General features: G+C 64.6%; 13 protein-coding genes and 1 other RNA gene. 2 read left to right on the top strand and 12 right to left on the bottom strand.

What is annotated here, in order from left to right; translation table 11 throughout:
- Positions 1 to 145: 145 nt before the first annotated feature.
- The 8 genes from XdyCFBP7245_RS02270 to lexA all read right to left on the bottom strand — a co-directional run bounded on the left by XdyCFBP7245_RS02270 (position 146) and on the right by lexA (position 13,120).
- On the bottom strand, positions 146 to 991 hold the full coding sequence (locus tag XdyCFBP7245_RS02270; protein ID WP_170068450.1) for a transporter: 846 nt from the start codon (positions 989 to 991) through the stop codon (positions 146 to 148).
- Between the two features lie 533 nt (positions 992 to 1,524).
- Positions 1,525 to 3,495: an OPT family oligopeptide transporter gene (locus XdyCFBP7245_RS02275; protein WP_104614180.1), complete on the bottom strand. Its 1,971-nt coding sequence runs from the start codon at positions 3,493 to 3,495 to the stop codon at positions 1,525 to 1,527.
- Between the two features lie 149 nt (positions 3,496 to 3,644).
- A complete protein-coding gene (locus tag XdyCFBP7245_RS02280; protein WP_104614251.1) occupies positions 3,645 to 5,237 on the bottom strand; it encodes an alpha/beta hydrolase family protein in 1,593 nt (530 codons plus the stop codon).
- 613 nt (positions 5,238 to 5,850) lie between these two features.
- Complete coding sequence (locus tag XdyCFBP7245_RS02290) at positions 5,851 to 6,669, bottom strand: HDOD domain-containing protein (RefSeq protein ID WP_104614252.1); 819 nt, start codon at positions 6,667 to 6,669, stop codon at positions 5,851 to 5,853.
- 347 nt (positions 6,670 to 7,016) lie between these two features.
- Entirely contained in the window at positions 7,017 to 10,265 is a 3,249-nt protein-coding gene (locus tag XdyCFBP7245_RS02295) for an error-prone DNA polymerase (RefSeq protein ID WP_170068452.1), read from the bottom strand.
- A gap of 169 nt (positions 10,266 to 10,434) precedes the next feature.
- Positions 10,435 to 11,853 carry a Y-family DNA polymerase gene (locus tag XdyCFBP7245_RS02300; RefSeq protein WP_104614181.1) on the bottom strand — a complete coding sequence of 473 codons (1,419 nt, stop codon included), beginning with the start codon at positions 11,851 to 11,853 and terminating at the stop codon, positions 10,435 to 10,437.
- Positions 11,854 to 11,862: 9 nt separating this feature from the next.
- Positions 11,863 to 12,513: a translesion DNA synthesis-associated protein ImuA gene (imuA, locus tag XdyCFBP7245_RS02305; protein WP_170068454.1), complete on the bottom strand. Its 651-nt coding sequence runs from the start codon at positions 12,511 to 12,513 to the stop codon at positions 11,863 to 11,865.
- Position 12,514: 1 nt separating this feature from the next.
- On the bottom strand, positions 12,515 to 13,120 hold the full coding sequence (lexA, locus tag XdyCFBP7245_RS02310; RefSeq protein WP_104614182.1) for a transcriptional repressor LexA: 606 nt from the start codon (positions 13,118 to 13,120) through the stop codon (positions 12,515 to 12,517).
- 158 nt (positions 13,121 to 13,278) lie between these two features.
- Here lexA and XdyCFBP7245_RS02315 point away from each other — a divergent pair, with 158 nt between their 5' ends.
- Both XdyCFBP7245_RS02315 and XdyCFBP7245_RS02320 read left to right on the top strand, forming a co-directional pair.
- Complete coding sequence (locus XdyCFBP7245_RS02315) at positions 13,279 to 13,500, top strand: AbrB/MazE/SpoVT family DNA-binding domain-containing protein (RefSeq protein ID WP_104614183.1); 222 nt, start codon at positions 13,279 to 13,281, stop codon at positions 13,498 to 13,500.
- 8 nt (positions 13,501 to 13,508) lie between these two features.
- Entirely contained in the window at positions 13,509 to 13,934 is a 426-nt protein-coding gene (locus XdyCFBP7245_RS02320) for a type II toxin-antitoxin system death-on-curing family toxin (RefSeq protein ID WP_055846280.1), read from the top strand.
- A gap of 220 nt (positions 13,935 to 14,154) precedes the next feature.
- On the opposite strand, the gene XdyCFBP7245_RS02325 is transcribed toward XdyCFBP7245_RS02320, so the two are convergent.
- The 4 genes from XdyCFBP7245_RS02325 to XdyCFBP7245_RS02340 all read right to left on the bottom strand — a co-directional run bounded on the left by XdyCFBP7245_RS02325 (position 14,155) and on the right by XdyCFBP7245_RS02340 (position 20,205).
- Positions 14,155 to 14,231: non-coding RNA, sX9 sRNA (locus XdyCFBP7245_RS02325), on the bottom strand.
- A 59-nt stretch (positions 14,232 to 14,290) separates the two neighbouring features.
- Positions 14,291 to 15,595: a jacalin-like lectin gene (locus XdyCFBP7245_RS02330; RefSeq protein WP_104614184.1), complete on the bottom strand. Its 1,305-nt coding sequence runs from the start codon at positions 15,593 to 15,595 to the stop codon at positions 14,291 to 14,293.
- A gap of 109 nt (positions 15,596 to 15,704) precedes the next feature.
- Positions 15,705 to 17,030: a histidine-type phosphatase gene (locus tag XdyCFBP7245_RS02335; protein WP_104614185.1), complete on the bottom strand. Its 1,326-nt coding sequence runs from the start codon at positions 17,028 to 17,030 to the stop codon at positions 15,705 to 15,707.
- A 274-nt stretch (positions 17,031 to 17,304) separates the two neighbouring features.
- Positions 17,305 to 20,205, bottom strand: coding sequence for a TonB-dependent receptor (locus XdyCFBP7245_RS02340; protein ID WP_104614186.1), 2,901 nt, complete (start codon positions 20,203 to 20,205; stop codon positions 17,305 to 17,307).
- Positions 20,206 to 20,246: the final 41 nt, after the last annotated feature.

A 20,246-nucleotide genomic window follows, 5' to 3' on the forward strand; every position in this document is an offset into this window, starting at 1 on the left:
TTGCTCAAGCATCAGCAGCGCCTGGTTTGATGCGGACTGACGTTGCCAGGCGCCAGTCGACCTGGCGCCTGGCAACCTTGACCATTGTCTACAAAGCGGGGTGTGCATGTACGACAGCACACCCTGCCCTGGCTCACCACACGACTCAGAAGCGGTGCGCCATGCCCACATACACCTGCGCATCCGGGGTACGGTCGTTGAGCCCGAAGTTGGCGCCCACGTCCAGTTGCAATAGCGGATTGATCAGATACGCAGCCGCGATATCGGCCGAATACTGCTCGATGGTTTCGGCCGGGTCGCGATTGATCGAAGACCACACTTCCACTGCCATCGACAACTTCGGCGTCAGCGGGCGTGCCAGGTTGATCGCATTGACGATGGCGACATGCTTGCCGCTGCCATCGCTGTCGGCCAGCCAGTCGACTTCCGGGCCGAAGGTCAACGAGAAGCTGTTGGGCAAGGCGAAGTTGATCGGCAACGCGACACCGCCTTCCCACTCGTCGTTGCCCAGACCGGTGCGGGCAGTCGGCGCCTTGACGAACGGCAACACCGCGACGGTTGCGGTCTCGCTTTCGTAGAACCGCGCCTTCATGCGCAGATAGATGTCGCCACCGCCGCTCAAGCTACTGCGTGCGCCGGTGGCGCGATCGGTGGTCTTGACCTGCAGCTGCGGCGCCCAGTTGAGCTGCAGATCGATGCGGTCGCTGACGCCGTATTTGAGCGTGGGATTGGTGAACACCGAGGTTTCGATGCGTGTGCCGGGCTGGCTGTCGCGGGTGTAGCTGCCGATGTCGGTTTCCAGCTGCCAGGCGCCGGTTGGCACGGTACAGGTGGAATTGGCCTTGGTCGGCCGATCGGTGCACAGCGCCGCTTCGGTGGCGTCTTGCGCCTGCGCTTGCGTGGCCAGGCCGCATAGCGCGCCGGCCATGGCGATGGCCAGCAGAGGGGTGCGCAGTGCGCGGGACGAGGAACGGGGACTAACAGTCAGCATTGAAGTAACTCCATGGCAGAGCGCTGGATCGATGACACGACAAACCAGCAGTGAGTGGGTGGGAGTGCGCGTGGAGAGGTGGATCGACTGCATGACGCTGGAATACCGGCGTCTGGTCGATCCTATCGAACTGTCGAGCTCGCCAGACAAAAAGCGACCGCAACCGCACCTTGGAAGCGGCGCAATGTGATTGGGCTAACGTTTTTGGTGGCAGCAGCGGTGGCCCGATGGCCTACGGCGCGGAGATCAGCGGGGTCGATCGAGGCATGCGGCAGCCGTAACGCATCATCCGTGCGGGAGACGGCACGATACGCAGCGGCGGCATAAAGGCGCTATGCATGAGCGCCGGACCTGGCATAAAGCCGGCGCAAAGACGGCTGCAGACGAAGAAGCGCCGTCACGGACGATCGACGAGGTCTGCAGCGGCGATGCGTGGGAATGGTGCAGATGGCAGCGGCGTGCGCTGCAGGCAGGTCGCCTTGCGCGCCTGCCAGAACGGCGCATGCATCGCATGCGCCGTGTCTGTCGCAGGCTCAGGCCGCCTGTTCGCCGCGCTTGCCGACGCGATACAGCAGCCAGCCGACCACGGCGAGGATGGCCAGACCAACCCACTGATTGAGCTGCAAGGCAGCCGGCAGTGCCAGCACATCGGCGCGGCTGGACAGCACGATCGGCACCGCGATGGCGATACCCATCAGCGCCTCGCCGGTGATCAGCCCGGCGGCAAACAGCACGCCCGGACGATGCACCCGGTCGCGGCCGTCTTCGTCGTCGGCGCGGATGTTGTGGAAGCGCTCGACCAGATGCGCGATCAGCCCACCGATGAAGATCGGCACCATCAGCTCCAGCGGCAGGTAGATACCGATTGCCGCGGCCAGCACCGGCACGCGGAAGCGCTTGCCGGTCGCCTTCAACCATTCGTCCAATGCGATGATCGCCGCGCCCACCACCGCTCCAATGGCGATCATGGTCCACGGCAACTGGCCGCCGAACAGGCCCTTGGCCACCGAGGCCATCAAGGTGGCCTGCGGCGCGCCCAACGCGTTGGGATGCTGTGGGGTGGCCGGGCCGATGCCGTAGGCCTGCGCCAGCAGGTTCAACACCGGCGCCATGATCAACGCACACGAAAACGCACCGATGCCGAGCATCAGCTGCTGCTTCCACGGCGTGGCGCCGACCAGATAACCGGCCTTGAGATCCTGCAGGTTGTCGCCGCCCACCGCCGCCGCGCAGCACACCACCGCACCGATCATGATCGCCGCCACCGCGCCCAGCGGTGCGGCGCCGATGCCCACCGGCACCAGCCCGTCCTTACCCAGCAGCAGCACCAGCACCGCCGAGGCGAACAGGATGGTGGAGATGGTGATGCCCGACACCGGGTTGTTGGACGAGCCGATCAAACCGGCCAGATATCCGGACACCGAGACGAACAAAAAGCCGGCCACGATCATGATGATGGTCATCGGGATCGACACATGCCACTGCTGCACGATGGCCTGATACAGGCCAAGCAGCGGCAAGGTGCACAGCACCAGCGCCACCAGCATCCACTTCATCGGCAGATCGCGCTCGGTCTCGGCGACTACGCCGCCCCCGCTCTTGCGCGCGGCGGCAAAGCCGCTCTTGACGCCGGAAAACAGCGATTTACGCAGCGAGAACAAGGTCCACACGCCGCCGATCAGCATCGCACCGACGCCCAGGTAGCGGATCTTCGCGCCCCAGATGCCGAAGGCCGCATCGGCCGCCGGCGCACCGACCAGGCTCTGCGCCAGCGCCGGGTCCGCGCCCATGAAGAACTGCTGATACAGCGGGATGGCGATGTGCCAGGACAGGATGGAACCGGACAACACCACGATGCCGACGTTCAAGCCGACGATGTAGCCCACGCCCAGCAATGCCGGCGACAGGTTGGTGCCCAGATACCCCACCAGGCGGCTGCTGCCCAGGTAGGTGGCCTGCGCCCAGGTGTCCGGGATCACCCGCAAGCCGCTGGCGGCAGCGAGTTTGACCAGCGCGCCGATGGCACCGGAGGCGGCCAGGATCTTCAGGCCCGGGCCGGGGTTTTCGCCGGCCTTGAGCACTTCGGCCGCGGCTTTGCCTTCGGGGAACGGTAGCGGGTCTTCGACGATCATCGAGCGCCGCAGCGGCACCGAGAACAGCACGCCCAGCAAGCCGCCCATGCCGGCGATGCCCAGCACCCACCAGTACTTGAAGTCCGGCCAGTAGCCCATGATCACCAGCGCGGGGATGGTGAAGATCACCCCGGCGGCGATCGACGAACCGGCCGAAGCACCGGTCTGGACGATGTTGTTCTCCAGAATGGTGCCGCCGCCAAGCAGGCGCAGCACGCCCATCGACACCACCGCTGCCGGGATGGCCGTGGCGATGGTCAAACCGGCAAACAGGCCGAGGTAGGCGTTGGCGGCCGACAGCACCACCGCCAGCACGATGGCCAGCACGACGGCGCGGAAGGTGAGCTGGCGCGGTTGCGCGTCATGGCGCATTGGGCATTCCCCTGTGGGCAAAAAATCCGCACCACGCTAGCGCCTGCGCCGATGCGAGTCCAGCTGCGACGCGGCGTGACAGTGTGCCTGCTTGTGGCGGGTGGGCTGCCGCCAAGCACACTGACGCGGTGATCGCGGCGCTGCAAGGGCTACCTGGCTCTGGCGCCACCCAGCGTGGTGGACAGGAAATCCAGCAATTGGGTGTAGAAGGCACGCCGATGCGGCTCGGTATAGAAACCGTGGCCCTCCGTGTCGTAGTAGAGCGTCTGCACTGGTACGCCAGCCGCTGCAAGGGCGGCCTGCATCCGCTTGCTGTGCTGGATGGGCGCCCGCTGGTCCTCTCCGCCGGCTGCCAAAAACACCGGCACCTTGATCTGCCCGGCCAGGTTGACCGGTGAGCGTGCCGCCAGCGACGCCGGATCACCCAGCCACTCCTTGAGAAAATGCTCACCGGAGCGGGCCTGCTGAATGTCCCCGCGGTTGTACATCATCGGCAGATCGTAGACACCTACATAACCGACCGCGCACGCATACAGATCCGGCTCTTTGGCCGCTCCCATCAGGGCTGCATAGGCACCGTAACTTGCACCGAAAATGCAGATGCGGCGTGCATCGGCATAGCCCTGCGCGATTGCCCAGCGCGTGGCATCGGTGACATCGTCCTGCATGGTGCCGCCCCACTGGCGAATGCCCGCTTGCTCAAAGGCGCGCCCATAATTTCCGGAGCCGCGGAAGTTGACCTGTAATACCGCGTACCCGGCCTGGGCCAGCAGTTGTGCATCATCATCGAACTGCCACGCATCGAAGATGCCGAATGGCCCGCCATGCGGCAGGACGACCATCGGCAGGTTTTTGGCAGCGCTGCCGCGCGGAATGGTGAGATAACCGTGCAGCGGCAGGCCGTCGCGGGCCTTCAATGCAATCGGCTGCACATCGGCCATGTGCTCAGGGTCGAACCACTCGCGGCGACTGATGATGTGCTGGGCCTTTTTCTCCTGGGTGTCGAACACGTAAAAGTCGCCAGGATTATGACCGGCATAGGTTTGCACCATGATGTAGCGGCCATCACGGGTACCGGAACTCACACGCACTGCATTGCCTGCGAACGCCGCTTCCAGACTGTGGTAGATGCGCGCTTCGCTGCCTTGCTCGTCAAAGAAACGGCTGCGTGGACGATCCGCCATGAAGATCGCACCCACTGGAACCGAGGTGCCGTTGCGATAGATGATCTCCAACGGATCGGCGACCGCATCGCGGAGCACCTGCTCGCGCCGATTGGCCGCGATATCCCAGGCCACGATCGCATCCGGCCCGGCAGGGGTTTGCACGCGCAGATAGGCGATCCGGTCGTCCTGCGAAAAACCGATGGGCGTTTCGATATGTCCGCTGGCGCCCTCATCGTTGATCAAGGTCCAGTCGGTACCCGAGGCGCTGCGGTGGTATAGCTTGTTGACATTGTCGGCACCGGCTCCCATTGCAAAACGCACTTCCCCATTGTGATCGGTGGTGAAGGTGGCGCGCTGGACCGGCGCCCGCGCCAGTGGGAGGCGGTGGCCGCTGAGGACATCCAGCTTCTCGGCGCGGGTATACGGCTCGTTGCTGGAGAACGGCCAGATACTCACGACGACGTTGCGGTCGTCGTTGGGCAGTGTATCGGTCAGATACGCGGCCACTGCCTCGGTCTTCTTGACCTTGATATTTGTCCCCAAACCGCTCCCTTTGGCGCGATAGCCCACCAGCAGTTCGACGCCGGAGCCATCGGCATTGATGGCGTAGAGCTCACCGGTTGGCTGTGGTTTGTCGAGCAGACCGAACTTTTCAGCAATGCCGATCACCACACGGGTATCGCTGACCCAGGCGAATTCGCTTACATAGGTATTCTTGCCGAGCTGGAAGGTCGCGCCGAGGCTGTTGTCCGCGCGACGCATGATGGCAAGCGCGGTCTTGTCGTCCATCGGCACGGTTGCAGCGAAATACTCGCCACCGGGCGACAGCTTGATATCGGTGAATTTGTCTTTTTTGATAAAGGGGCCAACATCCACCTGCGCAGCAGCGTTGCCCGTCAACAGCGCAAACCCCAGGGCGACACAAACGATCCATGTCCGCATTACGTTATCCATATTCACGATGTGTCAGATCGCAAAATTAGCAGCAAGTTGGAGCCACAGGAAGTCCTGCTGCTATCGCGCCCGGCACAAAAGAGGCGCTACGTTCGCGGCGAGCGGTAGCATCCTGAAGATCGGAGGTAGGTGCGACGCAATCATGTTGTAGGACGCAACCAGCACTGCCAAGTTAAGGCAAGGCAAGCACCGGCCGATGCGACGCGGTGCGTGCCTTGTCCGCAAGGCGCAGGCCTCAGTGCAGCAATTCAGCGAACGCGCGATCGGCCTCGATGACGTCCGGCAAGGTAGCGAACAAACCCTCCAGATCCACACCATCCATCAGTGGTGCGCGCAGCGCGTCCAATGCCTGCGGGGTGGCACCTCCGTGCGCGTGCAGTGCGTCGGAAACCTGCACTGCCTGGGCGACCAGCAACGGCATGCGGGCACCGTCGGGCGCGGCGGCCGGGCGAACCTGGTAGGCGATGGCTTCCTGGATCACCGCCGGCAATTGCCAGCGCCGCACCAGCTCGGCGCCCACTTCCGGGTAGCCGAAGCCCAGTTGCAGGGTTTCTTCGGCGGCATGAGCCGCCGATGAGGTGTCGTGATTGATGCGGCTGGCGTAATCCGGTGCGCCGGACTGGATCAGCAGTTCGCCGATGTTGTGCATCATCCCGCAGGTGAAGGCGGTTTCCGGGTCCAGGCCGTGCTGGCGCGCCAGCAGGCGGCAGATGCCGGCCACCTCGAAACTGTGCCGCCAGAAGGCCTTGAGATCGAAGCCCGGGCCGGCGCGGAAGGCGCCAGTCATGGCCGAGGCCAGCACCAGGGTGCGCAGCGTGTTGAAGCCCAAGCGCATCGCGGCGTCTTCCACGCTGGTGGAATCGCGCAAGCCGTGGAATCGCGCCGAATTGGCCAGGCGCAACACCTTGGCAGCGATCACCGGATCGCGCTCGATGGTGTGCGCCAGTGCATCGATATCGGTTTGCGGATCGTCGAATTGACGGATCAGGTCCTGCGCCACCTTGGGCACGGTGGGTAAGGTGTGCAACTGGTCGAACAACGCCTCCAACTTCATGATCGCCTCGTGGGTCAACGGATAAGCCAGCGCGGCTGCGCAGACCTGCATGGTGTAGCACAGACCGGCTAGCTGTCGGTGACCGAGGCCGGGCTTATTCATGCACGCGTATGGGTTTTTGCGCTTGAGGCGACATCCCGCACGCTCCAGGGCGGCGATCACGGCCACCAGCGAACCCGACAGTGATGCGCAGGCGATTGCGCGGATGCCAGCAGTGATGCGGTTTGGCTGTCGATCAGTGGGGGTGACGGGCGCGCAGCGATGCACGGTTGCGCTGCGCGCAGCCGCATCAGGCGCATGGACATGACGCATCGTTGCGTTGCCGGTATGTGCTTGCTTCGGCAGCGCTAATGAAAATCGCGCGATGGCAGTTGCATCTCGCCGAGCAACTCGCTGAGGTCGTACAAATCGCCGGCGATCAGATGCTCCACGTCGTCCACGCGCTCCCAGCGGCCACGCACGGCGAGCAGGCGCGATTCGAGCAATGCGCGGCGTCGGCGCAGCGCCAGATGCGACCAGACGATGACGTTGATCATGCCGTGCTCGTCTTCCAGGGTGACGAAGATGGTGCCCTTGGCGGTGGCCGGGCGCTGCCGCTGGGTGACCAGGCCGGCCACATGCACGCCGCTGCCATGGCGACGGCCTTGCAGGTCGCGCAGCCCCAGGATGCGCCGTTGCTGCATCTGCGGGCGTAGCAGCGCCATCGGGTGCTGACGCAGGCTCAAGCCCACCGAGCGGTAGTCGGCCAGGATCTCTTCGCCCATCCGGGGCGCTGCGAACTCCACAGCGCGTTCTTCCGGACTGCCGGGTAGCAAGGGCCGGCGCGCTTCCACGCCAGCCATCGCCCAGCGCGCGGCATTGCGATTGCCGACCAGGCCTTGCAAGGCACCGGCTTCGGCCAACGCCAGGCGCGCCTTTTCGTCGAGTGCCGCGCGCAGGCACAGGTCACCGATGTCGGTGAAGGCGCGTTGCGTGCGGGCAGCGACAATCCGATTGGTCACCACTTCCGATAAGCCAGCGACCTGGCGCATGCCCAGCCGGATCGCCGGTTGTTCGCCAGGGTCGGCATCGCTGCACCACGCGCGGCCGCCCACCAAGGTGTTGTCCCAGTCGCTGTGCAGCACATCCACCGGCAAGACCTCCACGCGCGCGCGCTCGGGGCTGCCGCGGCGTGCGTCCTGCACGATCTGGCTGGCCGAATAAAATCCCATCGGCTGCGCATTGAGCAGCCCGCAGGCAAATGCCGCCGGTTCGTGGCGTTTGAGCCAACAGCTGGCGTAGACAAGTTTGGCGAACGAGGCGGCATGACTTTGCGGAAACCCGTAGGAGCCGAAGCCTTTGATCTGCTCGAAGATCTGGTCGATGAAGCTGGAGGCGTAGCCTTTCTTTTCCATCAACCCGCGAATACGCACGCGATGCGATTCCATATCGCCACCGCGGCGCCAGGCCGCCATCGAACGGCGTAGCTTGTCGGCCTCGTCAGGGTCGTAGCCGGCGTGGATCACCAACTCCATGACCTGCTCCTGGAACAGCGGAATCCCCAATGTCGGCCCGAGAATTTTCTCTACGCCTTCAGAGGGATAGCTGATCAGGCTCTTGTCTTTGCGACGTTGCAGGTACGGATGCACCATGTCGCCCTGGATCGGGCCAGGGCGCACGATCGCCACTTCGATCACCAGGTCGTAGAACACTGCGGGCTTGAGCCTTGGCAGCATCGCCATCTGCGCACGCGACTCGATCTGGAACACGCCGACCGTATCGGCGCGCTGGATCATCTTGTAAGTAGCGGCATCTTCATCCGGCAAGGTCGCCAATGCGTAGTCGCGACCACGATGGCCACGCACCAAGTCCAGCGTCTTGCGAAGACAGGTCAGCATGCCCAGGGCCAAGCAATCGACCTTGAGCAGTTTCATGGTTTCCAGATCGTCCTTGTCCCACTGGATGATGGTGCGGTCAGCCATCGCGGCGTTTTCCACCGGTACCAGCAGCGACAACGGTTCATCGGAGATCACGAAACCGCCGACATGCTGCGACAGATGCCGTGGGTGATCGCGCAGATGTTCTGTCACAAGCAGAATCTTGTTGATCAGCGGGTTGGCCAGATCGAACCCGGCCTCTTCGATACGCTGCTCCATCGGCGTTTCCCCATTGCCCCATCCGTAGCAATTGGCCAGCAACGCGATCTGATCCGGTGGCAGGCCGAACGCCTTGGCAACATCGCGCACCGCGCTCTTGCCGCGATAGCAGATCACCGTCGCCGCCAGCGCCGCGCGTTCACGCCCGTATTTGGTGTAGACGTATTGCAACACCTCCTCGCGGCGTTCGTGCTCGAAATCCACGTCGATATCTGGCGGCTCGTTACGTGCTTTGGACAAAAAGCGCGAGATCAACAATCGCGTCTTGATCGGATCGACCGAGGTGATACCCAGCGCATAGCAGACTGCCGAATTTGCCGAGGATCCACGCCCCTGACACAGGATTTTTTTGGAACGCGCAAAGCGCACCACATCCTGTACCGTGAGAAAGAAAGCCTCGTATTTCAGTTCGGCGATCAATGCCAATTCTTTCTCGATGTCATCGCGAATTTTCTCCGGCGTACCCTCAGGCCACCGCTCACGCATGCCGGCTTCGGTGAGCTGGCGCAGATAACTGGCGGGCGTATGGCCTTCGGGCACCAGTTCGCGTGGATAAGCGTATTTGAGGGTGGAAATATCGAAGGTGCAGCGTGCGGCCAACTCCACCGCGGCTTGCAACAACGCACCCGGATAGATGTTGCCCAAGGCGCGCCGCGTGCGCAGGTGGCGCTCGCCGTTGCGGAACAGATGCGCGCCGCACTCGGCCAGCGGGGTGGTGTGGCGGATGGCGGTCAAGGTGTCCTGCACGATGCGCTCGCGGCGCTGCGCCATGTGCACATCGCCGCTCGCCAAGGCGGTCATGCCCAGTTGCTGCGCCAACTGTTGCAAGGCGTGCAGACGCGCCGCGTCGTCCTGCTCGCGATGCAGTTCCACTGCCAGAAACGCGCGCGCGCCGAACACCTGTTGCAACCAGGCGCCCTGCTCTGCCTGCGGCTGCGCGCCAGGCAACCACAGCGCGAAGACACCGGGCACAACATCGCGGAACTGCGCCTGCACCTCCGCACGCCCCAACCGATAGTCGCCCTTGCCCGCCGCGCGTCGTGCGGTGGTGATCAAGCTGCACAACTGCGGATAGCCCTGCGCATGCTCCACCAACAGCACAAAGCGGGTGCCATCGACGAGGGTGAATTCACTGCCGACGATCAGCCGCACGCCGGTGGCGCGCGCCGCTTCCAGCCCACGCACGATGCCGGCCAGCGAACATTCGTCGGTGATGGCCAGTGCGCTGTACCCGCAGTGTTGCGCGCGCACGAACAACTGCTCGGCACTGGAGGCGCCACGCAAAAACGAAAAGTCCGACAGACAATGCAGCTCGGCATAGGCAGGCAGGCCATCGGTGGGCTGGGCGTGGGTGATGTCGTCGTTGGCCGCACGCAGCCGTGCCGCAACATTCCAGGCGCGCGGCATGCGCCCGCCCGGCGTGTCGCGGTCCACGCCATCGACAGCGTCATCCCAGCTCATGCGCGCATCCCTTCAAGCATCGCGCTGCCAGCGCAGCGTCTTTGCAATGCGCGGCAGATCGTTGGGTTGCAGCAGCGCCTTCGCGTCATGCTGTCTCGGGCGCTTGCGGTAGCGCTGCGATGACTCGCCAGGCACCCCACGCTGCGCTCTGGCAGTGGCATGCGCCCGATCACGCGAACCACCCATGCAGCATCCAGCCTTGGACATGGCCAGGCGCGGCAAAGACCCAGCCGCGGCGGCCGCGTGCGGTCTCCACCACGTAGTAATCGCGACGCGCCTCGTCGTCGTCCCACCAGCCGCTTTCCAGCCGCTCGGGGCCGGAGACGATGCGCAAGTGCGGATCGTGCAAGGGCACCGGCTGCGGCAGCAACCAGGTGGGCCGCGGCGGACGTGGCGGCGCGGCGGCTTCGCGCACCGCATCGCCGATGGCACGGCGCCAGGCGCGTTCCGGGCGCGGGTCGTCGGCCGGCAACACGCGGTACACCGCCTCATCGCCCAGGCGCGCACGCAGACGTTCGCGCAGTTGCGGCCAGTCCACCGACTGCTGCGCACGTTGGTCGAACAAGTCGCGCATCGCCGGCACGAACGGCGGCAACTGGCGCGCCAACAGCCGCATTGCCACCACCGGCCGTGGAATCTCCACCCGCTCCAGCCGGTTGCGGGCCAGCTCGAACAACAACGTGGGCGCACGCTCCGGTGTCAGCAGACCGATCTCGACATCGGTGGCGCCTTGTTCGTGTTCCAGACGCAGCAAAAAGCGTTGCACGCCGCCATCGCGAATGGACAGATAGGTGCACAGATCGCCGATCAACCTGCGCAGCGGAAACAGCAAGGCCGGATGAGTTTCCACCTCGTAGCCCAGCTCCACGCGTTGATCGAAGTGGTCCGGAGGCGCGTAGTACTCCAGCGTGTCATCGGCGTTGCCGTAGAGCCGGTCCAGATGATCGAGCAGGCCGGCACCGAAGCGCCGCTGCAGCCCGTCGCGCGGCAAGGCACGTACCGCGGCGAGCGTGCGCACGCCCATATGCTGCAGGCGCTCGCCGGCATCGCCGGGCAAGGCGGCGCGGCGCACCGGCACCTTGTTGAGGGTGCTGTGCAAGTCCGGCACCTGGGTCACCACCATGCCATCGCGCAGCCCGGCCAGCACACGCGCCGCGCGTGGGGTGGGCGCCAGTGCAAGCCGGTGCTGAAATCCCAATGCCTGCAACTCATCGCGCAGGCGGCGCTCGAAACGCGGCCACGGGCCGAACAGACGAAAACTCGCGCCCGCCTCCAGCACGATGGCGCGCGACCATTGCTGGCTCACCAACGAACTGTGCCGGTACGCCCAGGCCGCAAGAAAGCGTTGCGTGCGCGCTTCGTTCTGCGCGTCGTAATCGATGGTGCGTACCTGCGCCATCAAGGCATGCGCCGCAGACAGGCGCATGCCCGGTTTCAATCCCGCAGCGGCAGCGGCGGCATTGACCGAATGCAGGCTGCGCAGCTGCGCCGGCCCCTGCACCAGCACCAGCGGCGCCTGCGGCTCTTCAAACCGCCGTAGAACGGCGTCCAGTGCCAGCTGCGGCAATAAGATGCAGGCCCACAACATGCGCGCGGCTCAATGCGCCAGCCGCAACGGCTGCGAGGGCACTTGGCCGCCGCGGCACTTGCGCACCTGCCAGGCATCGCGCTCGGGCAGAAATTCCAGCCGCAAGGCCGCCGGCGATGCATTGATCGCGTGGCGACGATCGCGCAACGCAAACGCGCAGCAATTGCCGCTGTCGGCCGCGACCTGCAGCCGCCGCAAGGCGCGCGCATCGCCGGTCTGCGGCCAGCCCAATACCGCCGCGCAGGCGCCGCTGCGCAGGCATTGCTCGAACGCCCACAAGGCGTCGCGCGGCGCGGCCTGCACCACTTCCAGATGCTCCAGCACCACCCCGCCCGCCTGCCAGGCCGGCGCATACGGAATGAAGGGCGGCGCCACCAGCACCACCCGGCTGCTGGCGCCGGTCATCCGCGCCAGCGTGGGCAACAACAAGGCGATCTCGCCGATGCCATGTGCGGGCAACAGTAACTCGGTGAGCGCCCGCCGCGGCCAGCCGCCATCGGGCAGCAGCGCATCCAGGGCGGCATGCCCGGTGGATTCGCCGCCATTGGCCGTGGCGGTACCGTGGCCTGCACGCCATACCGTGCGCGCGGCCAGCAAGGCGTCCAGCGGCATGGCCAGCGCGGCATTGCCGTGATGTCGCAGCTGCACGGGCTCGCTCATCTCAAGCCTGCCGGATCAGGCCGCAGTACAGCCCTTCGATCGCGAAGTCGGCGTCGGCCGCCACCACGATCGGCGCATGCGCGCGGTTGCGCGGCAGCAGCCGGATGCGCTGGGCGCCGCGCTCCAGGCGTTTGATGGTGATTTCGCCATCCACCCGCGCCACCACGATCTGCCCATCGCGCGCGTCGTTGCTGCGATGCACGCCGACCAGGTCGCCATCCAGGATGCCGTCGTCGATCATCGAGTCGCCCTGCACTTTCAGCAGGTAATCCGGGCGCAGCGAAAACAGCGTGCGGTCCAGCCACAGCTGCCGCTCCAGCCCGATATCCGCCCCGATCGGCGCACCGGCCGCCACCCGACCCAGCACCGGCAAGGCCAGCAAGGCATCGCGACCGGCGCCGCCTGGCACGCGGATGCCGCGCTTCTGGTTGGGCAGCAATTCGATCAACCCGGCCTCGGCCAGTGCCTGCACGTGCTTTTGCGCGGCATTGCGCGAGGCGAAGCCGAACGCCTGCGCGATCTCGGCCAGGCTGGGCGACACGCCGGCCTGGGCCTGCTGCTGCAGGAAGGCCAGCACCGCAGCACGTTTGGGGGACAAGGGCGTCATGGAGAACAAGAACCGCACGGGACAAGGTGTACATTTGTACACTTATCGGTCGCAGCAGGCGAGATTGGCTGGTGCAGGTTGCTGAGCCGCTCAGCACGGCTGCTTGCGAGCGTACGATCAAAAAGTTATAACTTACGTAATAACGCGAAAGGACTGCCATGAAACTCAAGATCACTGCCATCGGCAACTCCGCCGGCGTCATCCTGCCCAAGGAACTGCTCGCCCGTTTACGCCTGGGCAAAGGCGACGAGCTGTATGCGCTGGAAACGCCCGACGGCATCAAGCTGACCGCCTTCGACCCCACCCTGGCCGCGCAAATGGAAGTGGCCGAGCAGGTGATGCGCGAGGATCGTCAGGTGCTCAACAAGCTGGCCAAATGAACACGCGCATGGTCGTGTGGATCACGCGTGGACTTGCCTCGGCCATCCATGAGCGTCAATTGAGCGAACACGGCGGCGCTGCTGGCGTGCGCGACGAGGCATTGCTGGATTCGGCACTGGCACGTCCGCAACAGCTATTTTCCTACGGCGATCCGCCACCGGACCTGGTGGAGTTGACCGCAAGCCTGGCCTATGGGCTGGCGCGCAATCACCCCTTCGTCGATGGCAACAAGCGCACTGCCCATGTCTGCTATCGCGTGTTCCTGATGCTCAATGGTGCCGAGCTCATGGCGTCGCAGGAAGAGAAGTATGTCGCCATGATGGGATTAGCAGATGGCGCGTGGAGCGAAGCCGAATTTGCCCACTGGTTGCGCCCACGTGTGCGCTTGCGTGCAGACACGCAGGTGCATGAGCCGCAGGGTCAGTACGGTTGATGCGTTGTCGGCGCCATGCGGGTCGCATGCGATGGGTGTACTGACCTTCCATGCAGCTGCGACGTTTTGCATGCACAACTGTATCTCTCTACACAACAACAGCGACGCCGCGACCCATCGCCTGCGGCATCGCTTGGCAGCTTGCGCATCGTGGCCATCCATGGCCGTGCATCGCTAAGTTGCAGCTGCGTGATGTCTGCCTGACAACGCGCCGAAGAGTGGCTCAAAAAACGTAGCGAGCAGTCGCCAGGTGGGCGTGGACAGCGCGCTCGGAACCGGAGTGTACGCGTGGCACATGCCGCACCAAGCACCGGCCGCGCCCGCCTGGCGGTGAGCACAGTCGTTCTGTTGGCGACTCAATCCTTCGCATACACCACACCCAACTGATCGATCTCGTCGCCGGCACGGCCGGTGAAACCGGCGATGTGCCAGCCGCTGGGAGCAGTCAGCGTATAGCGCTCGTTGCTCGGGGTGCCTACCTGTACGCTGCGGCCGGTGTTGGTGCGCAGGCTCAGCGAAAACACGCGGGTGCTGTCGTTGTACTTGCCCACGCTGAAGGTGGCCGAAGACAGCGTTTCGTTGGCACCCAGCGACAAGGTCGTTGCCTGCCCGCCACTGCCGCCATGCGCCAGCAGTTTGCCGCTGTCCAGGATCAAACCCACGCCATCCAGGCGCTCACCGCCGCGCAAGGTCACGCCACTGAGTCGGCGAGCGCCGGGATTGCCGGCCAGGTCGTTGAACGGAATGCCGTGCGGGCCACCGAACTGATCGCTGGTACGCAGTTGATCGCCCACCGCCCAACCGAACTGCGTATACACCGGGTAATGATCGGACAAGGGCTTGCCGGCGCTGTCGTAGAAGCCGCCAGCATCGAGCTGATAGCGATTGGCCACCAGGGTCAGTTGCGGTGCATCGCGGTACAACATCTTGTCGACCACCTCGCAGCGATTGGTGGGCGGCGTGCCGCAGAGCAGCGGCGTGGCGCCGGGCGCCGGTGCGCTGCCCTTGATCAATTCCACCCACGCATCGGTGAGCCCATTGGAGGCGATCAGCTCGCGGATGTTGTCGTCGATGCGGGTGTAGCGCGTGTTGGAATCCATCATCAGCAACACCGCGTTACCGGCCGACCAGGTCTGGATGAACTGCGAGAGCTGGCCGATGTTGGCGCGACGCGCGGACAGATCGCCCGCTTCCACACCGGCATTGGGGTGCGCGTTGTAGACGTCCAGCAACACGCCATCGGCCAGGCGGACGCGCATGTAACTGAAACCTTTCGGGGTCAGGCAGTCGGTGCCGTTGCACTGCTTCCACTTGACCCGCGTGAAATCGCTGAAGGGATAGTTGCTGAGCGTGTTGAGCCCATCGCCCAACGCGGCGCCACCACTGGTGGCGGTGCGATACGGATGCGCATCGCCGGCGTACAGCGCGGCATGGTAGTTGAAGTCTTCCTGCACATGCACCAGGCCGTAAGGCGCCAGTTTTGGTGCCAGCAGTGCGGTGTTGGTGGCCGGCGTTCCGCTGGACAGCCCTTCGGGCAGACCGGCGACGTTGTAGGTCAGCACGTCGAGCACGCCGACAGTTGTTTGTGCCTGGGCAGTGCTGGCGCAGGCAAGGCTTAGAGCGATTCCAAGACTGACGAGTGTGCGTAAATGCTGGAGCATGGATCACCTCTTGCAGAAAGGAAAAAACCGCTGGCACGGCGGCCAGAAAAGCGGCGTCCACGACGCCGATGCGACCACGTGCGACGGCTATTGGCCGGCGCACGCAGCGTCATTCGCTCAGGTACTGCGGGTCGATCGCCGCGTCGATCAATGTCGCCAAGGTCGGGAGCGGGCAGTCGTACTCCGGCGTGGCATTGCTACAGCCGGGAATGAAGACCGGCGAAGACGGCGGTGGCGCCTGCGCTGTGAGCGCGCGGCGTTCGCGCAGTTGTGCCAGGGTCTGCGCGGTGTAGCGCACGCGGATCACCCGTTGCCCGTCGGCACGCCGCCAACGCTCAAACACCAACGCACCACCGGGCACGGTCTGGTCGGGCTGATACCCCGGCAGCTGCCAATGCAGATCCAACATGCCGGACAGCAAGGTCAGCGTGCCGTCGTGACCGGACAGCACCACCAGCCGTGCATCCCCACCAATCGGCGTGGCATGCGCGGTATTGGTGTGTGCGCTGCGCTTGGTTTCGCTGCCTTGCTGCAAGGTTGCCAGTAGCCGCGCCGCCAATGGCGAACTGGCCATACGCGCTACCGTCGGCGCACGCAGGCGCAACGCGAACTCGGCCTGATGCGGTGCAAATGCGCGCAGCAGGCTGGCTTCGTCCAGGCCTTGCCAACCCAGTGCGGCAAAGTCCTGGCCGTCGGCCCAGCCCATCAACAGACTCTCGCTGATACCCGATACGGCCGGTGCCGGGCCTTCGACTCCGGCAATGCCGTCATGTGCATCGCCCATGCGTGCGGGCACTGCATCCAGGCGTCGCTTGCCGGCACCGGCCTGCGCCGGGCACGGCCGTTGCGCGCACTGCAATAGCAGTTGTTGCAAGGTGTCGATCGCATCGTGCTGGGCCGCATTCCAGCCCGCGACATCGCCACCGACGCGGCCGGCGATGGCCGCGCGCATCAACTCGGCGACAGCGGGTTGGCCCAACGCCGGCGCGCCATCAAACAACGGATCGGACGCACCATCGGCAACGTGGTGCACCGTGTTCGTGCACCCCGGCGTGAGCGTACGTGCCAGCGCCTGTGCCGAGGCGATGGTGCGCTGGGTGCGATTTGCCCAGTAATACACGCTGTCGCAGCCATCGCCATCGAACAGGCCGAGCGGTGCGTAATGCGCGCGATAGTAGCTACCGAACAATGCTTCCAGACGTGCGCCGTTCTCGGTCAGGTGACCGGCCGGCACGCCGAAGCGTGGCCAGGGATGTTTGGAATACCGGCCCAATGCTTCCGGGCTGGACATCGCCGCACGCACACCGTGGCGTTTGAGGATGACGACTTTTTCAAGCGTGTCCGGCACTGCGGCGGCGTGCACGGTTCCCAGTGGAACCAGCGCAGCAACGACAGCAGCAAAAAATCCGAAACACAGACGCGGCAGTGATGACATGCATTCGATCTCGATCGTGGCGCGCCCGTATGACGCGATAGGGCGCAGCGTGCAGTGGCAACAACGCCACAGCAGGCGCCGTTGCAGGTGAGGGGGACGCCTTGCTGGAAGGCGCCCGGTTGTGGCCTCAGTGGTTGCCGGCAACGCTGGGTCGGCTGTCGGAACGGCTGCGCCACCAGACGGCGGCTGCAGCATGTCGCGCTGCACCCGTGCCAGATCGAGCGCAGCGTCCTCGGCCCATTAATTCCAGCGCATCGGCCTGCCTTGGCCACACTCAGAAACGCGCGCGCAACCCCAGCGACCAGGTGCGGCCGTAGTCGGTATAGCCACCGAACAGGTGATCGCCGACAAACTGGCGCTGCACTTCACCGGTAAGGTTGATCGCGTTGACGAACACCGACAGCGTGTCGTTGACCTTGTAAGCCACGTTGGCATCCAGGCTGCCGAACTTGTCGCTGTTGAGCGTGGCCACATTGGCGGTGCCGACGGCATTGAGAATCTCGTCGCTCCAGCTGTAACTGACACGTGCCATCAACGGACCCTTCTCGTAGAACAGCACGGCGTTGTAGGTATTCTTGGCCACGCCTTCCAGGCTGTCGGTAAAGCTGCTGCTACCGTCGTGATAGGTCGCCTTGCTGTCGGTCCAGGTGTAGTTGAGCTGCATGCCCAGGCCATCCAGCGGCGACGGCAAGCCGGTAAACACCTGCTGATACGCCACTTCCGCACCCTGCACCATCGCCTTGCTGCCGTTGGTCTTGGACGACAGCAGATAGGTCTGGCCTTCGTAGACCAGGTTGGACATCTGGGTCTGGATGAAGCTGGAAATATCCTTGTAGAACAGCCCGCCGGTCAGCGCCGACGTCCCATCGATATACCACTCGAAGGTCAGGTCGTACTGCCATGCTTCGAACGGCTGCAGCGCGGGATTGCCGCCACTGGCGGTGAGGATTTCGCCACTGGAATTGAAAGTGAGTTTGGACGACAGGTCGGTGAGATCCGGGCGTGTGATCACCTTCGCTGCGGAGGTGCGCAACACCATGTCATCGCGCACATCCCAGGCCGCGTTGAACGACGGCAGCACGTTGGTATAGCTGCGCTCGAAATGCACTGGCTGGGCCGTGCCGTTGACATCGGCATGACCATCGGTGGCCTGCTCGGTGCGCACCACGCGCGCACCGAGGTTGCCGCGCAGCTCGCGGCCGGCCAGATCGGTACCGAAATCGGTCATCGCGTAGGCCGAAGCGATCTTTTCCTGCACCTCATAGGAATTCTGCAGATCCGCGCTGTTGGGCGTATTGCGCAGATCGGCGCTGGTGGGCCAATTGCCCCAGAACGCGGATTCGATCGGCGCCAGCCACTGCCGGGGCAGGTTGCCGTTGGCGTCGGCCAGCATGTCGTTGACCGGCAATGCGGTGAAGTTGGTGGCCGGGAAGCGCACCCCGGCGATGCTGTTGAGCAGCAGGTCGGCACGGTCGTAGGTGCGTGAGCGCTCCCGATATTTGGCGCCTACCTTGATGTCGCGGAAGACGCTGCCGTCGAGCGTACGCTTGGCATCGAACTGCAGTGCGTCTTCCTTGTCGCGCGCATCGATCTGCCGCCATTCCAGCCGGCGTCCTGCCACGGTGGCCGGATTGGTGGGATCGAAGCCGTTGGTGAAGCTCCAATCGGGCACGTTATCGCCGTCGGCTTGCGGCATGTCCACGCGCATCGACAAGTTGGTGCCGCTGCGCAGGCGTGTGCGTCGGATCGGGTCCGAATCGTAGCTGTGCGCCTGCGAGTGGAAGGCCACCGCGCCCAGCGTCCATTGGTCGCCGCTCCAGGTGCTGGACAGGCGCGCACTGCGATTGTCGTCGGTGATGCCGGAGGTCTCGCGCGAAATCTGCACCTGGCCATTGCGGTAATCGAAGCCGGTGATGCCGCCGTTTTCCACGCGCAGATTGCTCATCCTGGACAGGTTGTCGAAGCCGACACCCATGCTGTATTCGTCGTAATGCACGGTCTGCTTGGCGTAGAGCAGATCCAGCGTGGTTTCCCACTGCGCGCTGGGCTTCCATTGCAGCGACGCCGCAACGCCGGTGCGTTCACGCTCTTCCAGCTCCAGCGTCGGGCGCAGACCGGTCGGCACGTAATTGGCACCAGGCACCCCCGGCACACCGCTGCGGTAGTAGTCCCAGCTCACCTCGTTGACGCGGTCCTGGCGCAGCGTGCGTTGCGCATAGGCGCCAGAGATCAGCATGCCGAAGGTGCCTTCGGCATTGACCCAATTGAACAGGCCGGACACGCGCGGATCATTGGCATGGGTGCGTTGCGCCTGGCTCGATTCCAGCGACACATTGGCCAGCGTCTTGCCCAGTTCCAATGGGCGGAACGTGCGCACATTGACGATGCCGCCGATGGCGCCTTCATCCAGATCCGCGGTGGGGCTCTTGATCACGTCCAACCCGGATACCAGTTCGGCCGGCAGCGTGTCGTAGCGAAACTGACGCCCGGTCTGGCCGGAGGTGCGCACGTTTTCGTTGACCGCCATGGTCTGGCCATTGAGCGTGGTGACCTGAAAGTTAGGGCCCAGGCCGCGCACGCGCACGTACACGCCTTCGCCGCGGTCGCGCACGATCGACACGCCAGGCACCCGCTGCAACGCTTCGGCCACGTTCTGTGCCGGCAACTTGCCGATGTCCTCTGCCGCAATCACATCCACCACGCTGTCGGCGTAGCGCTTCTGCCGCAATGCGGCGCTGAGGCTGCCGGCATAACTGCCGAGTACCTGGATGCTGTCCAGCTCCTGCACCGGTGCGTCTGCGCGTGGTACTGGCAAGTTCGCCACTGCCGCCGACGTCGGGGACACCTGCGTCTGCGCGCCAGGCGCGTCCTGGGCTGTTTCGATGGTCACCGTGGTCGGATTGAGATAGCGATAGCGCAGGCCGGTACCGGCAAGCAATTGCTGCAAGGCCTGCTCCGGCGCGATGCCGGCAGTGGTGGCACGGGTCTGCGGGTTGCCGGCAACGCCTGCGGCATACACGAATTGCAGGCCGGTCTGACGCGACAAGGCATTGAGTGCACGTGCCAATGGCTGGGCGGGAATCGCATCGACCGATACGGCCACCGGCGTGGTCTGGGCACCGGCAGTCCCGGCATGCAACGCGAGAGCAATCGAAAGAACCAACGTACGACGCATCGTGGAATCCAGTAGGGGAGGAAGCAATGCGCAGCGCCACG

Origin of the sequence: Xanthomonas dyei (genome assembly GCF_002939865.1) — a bacterium.
Taxonomy (GTDB): Bacteria; Pseudomonadota; Gammaproteobacteria; order Xanthomonadales; family Xanthomonadaceae; genus Xanthomonas; species Xanthomonas dyei.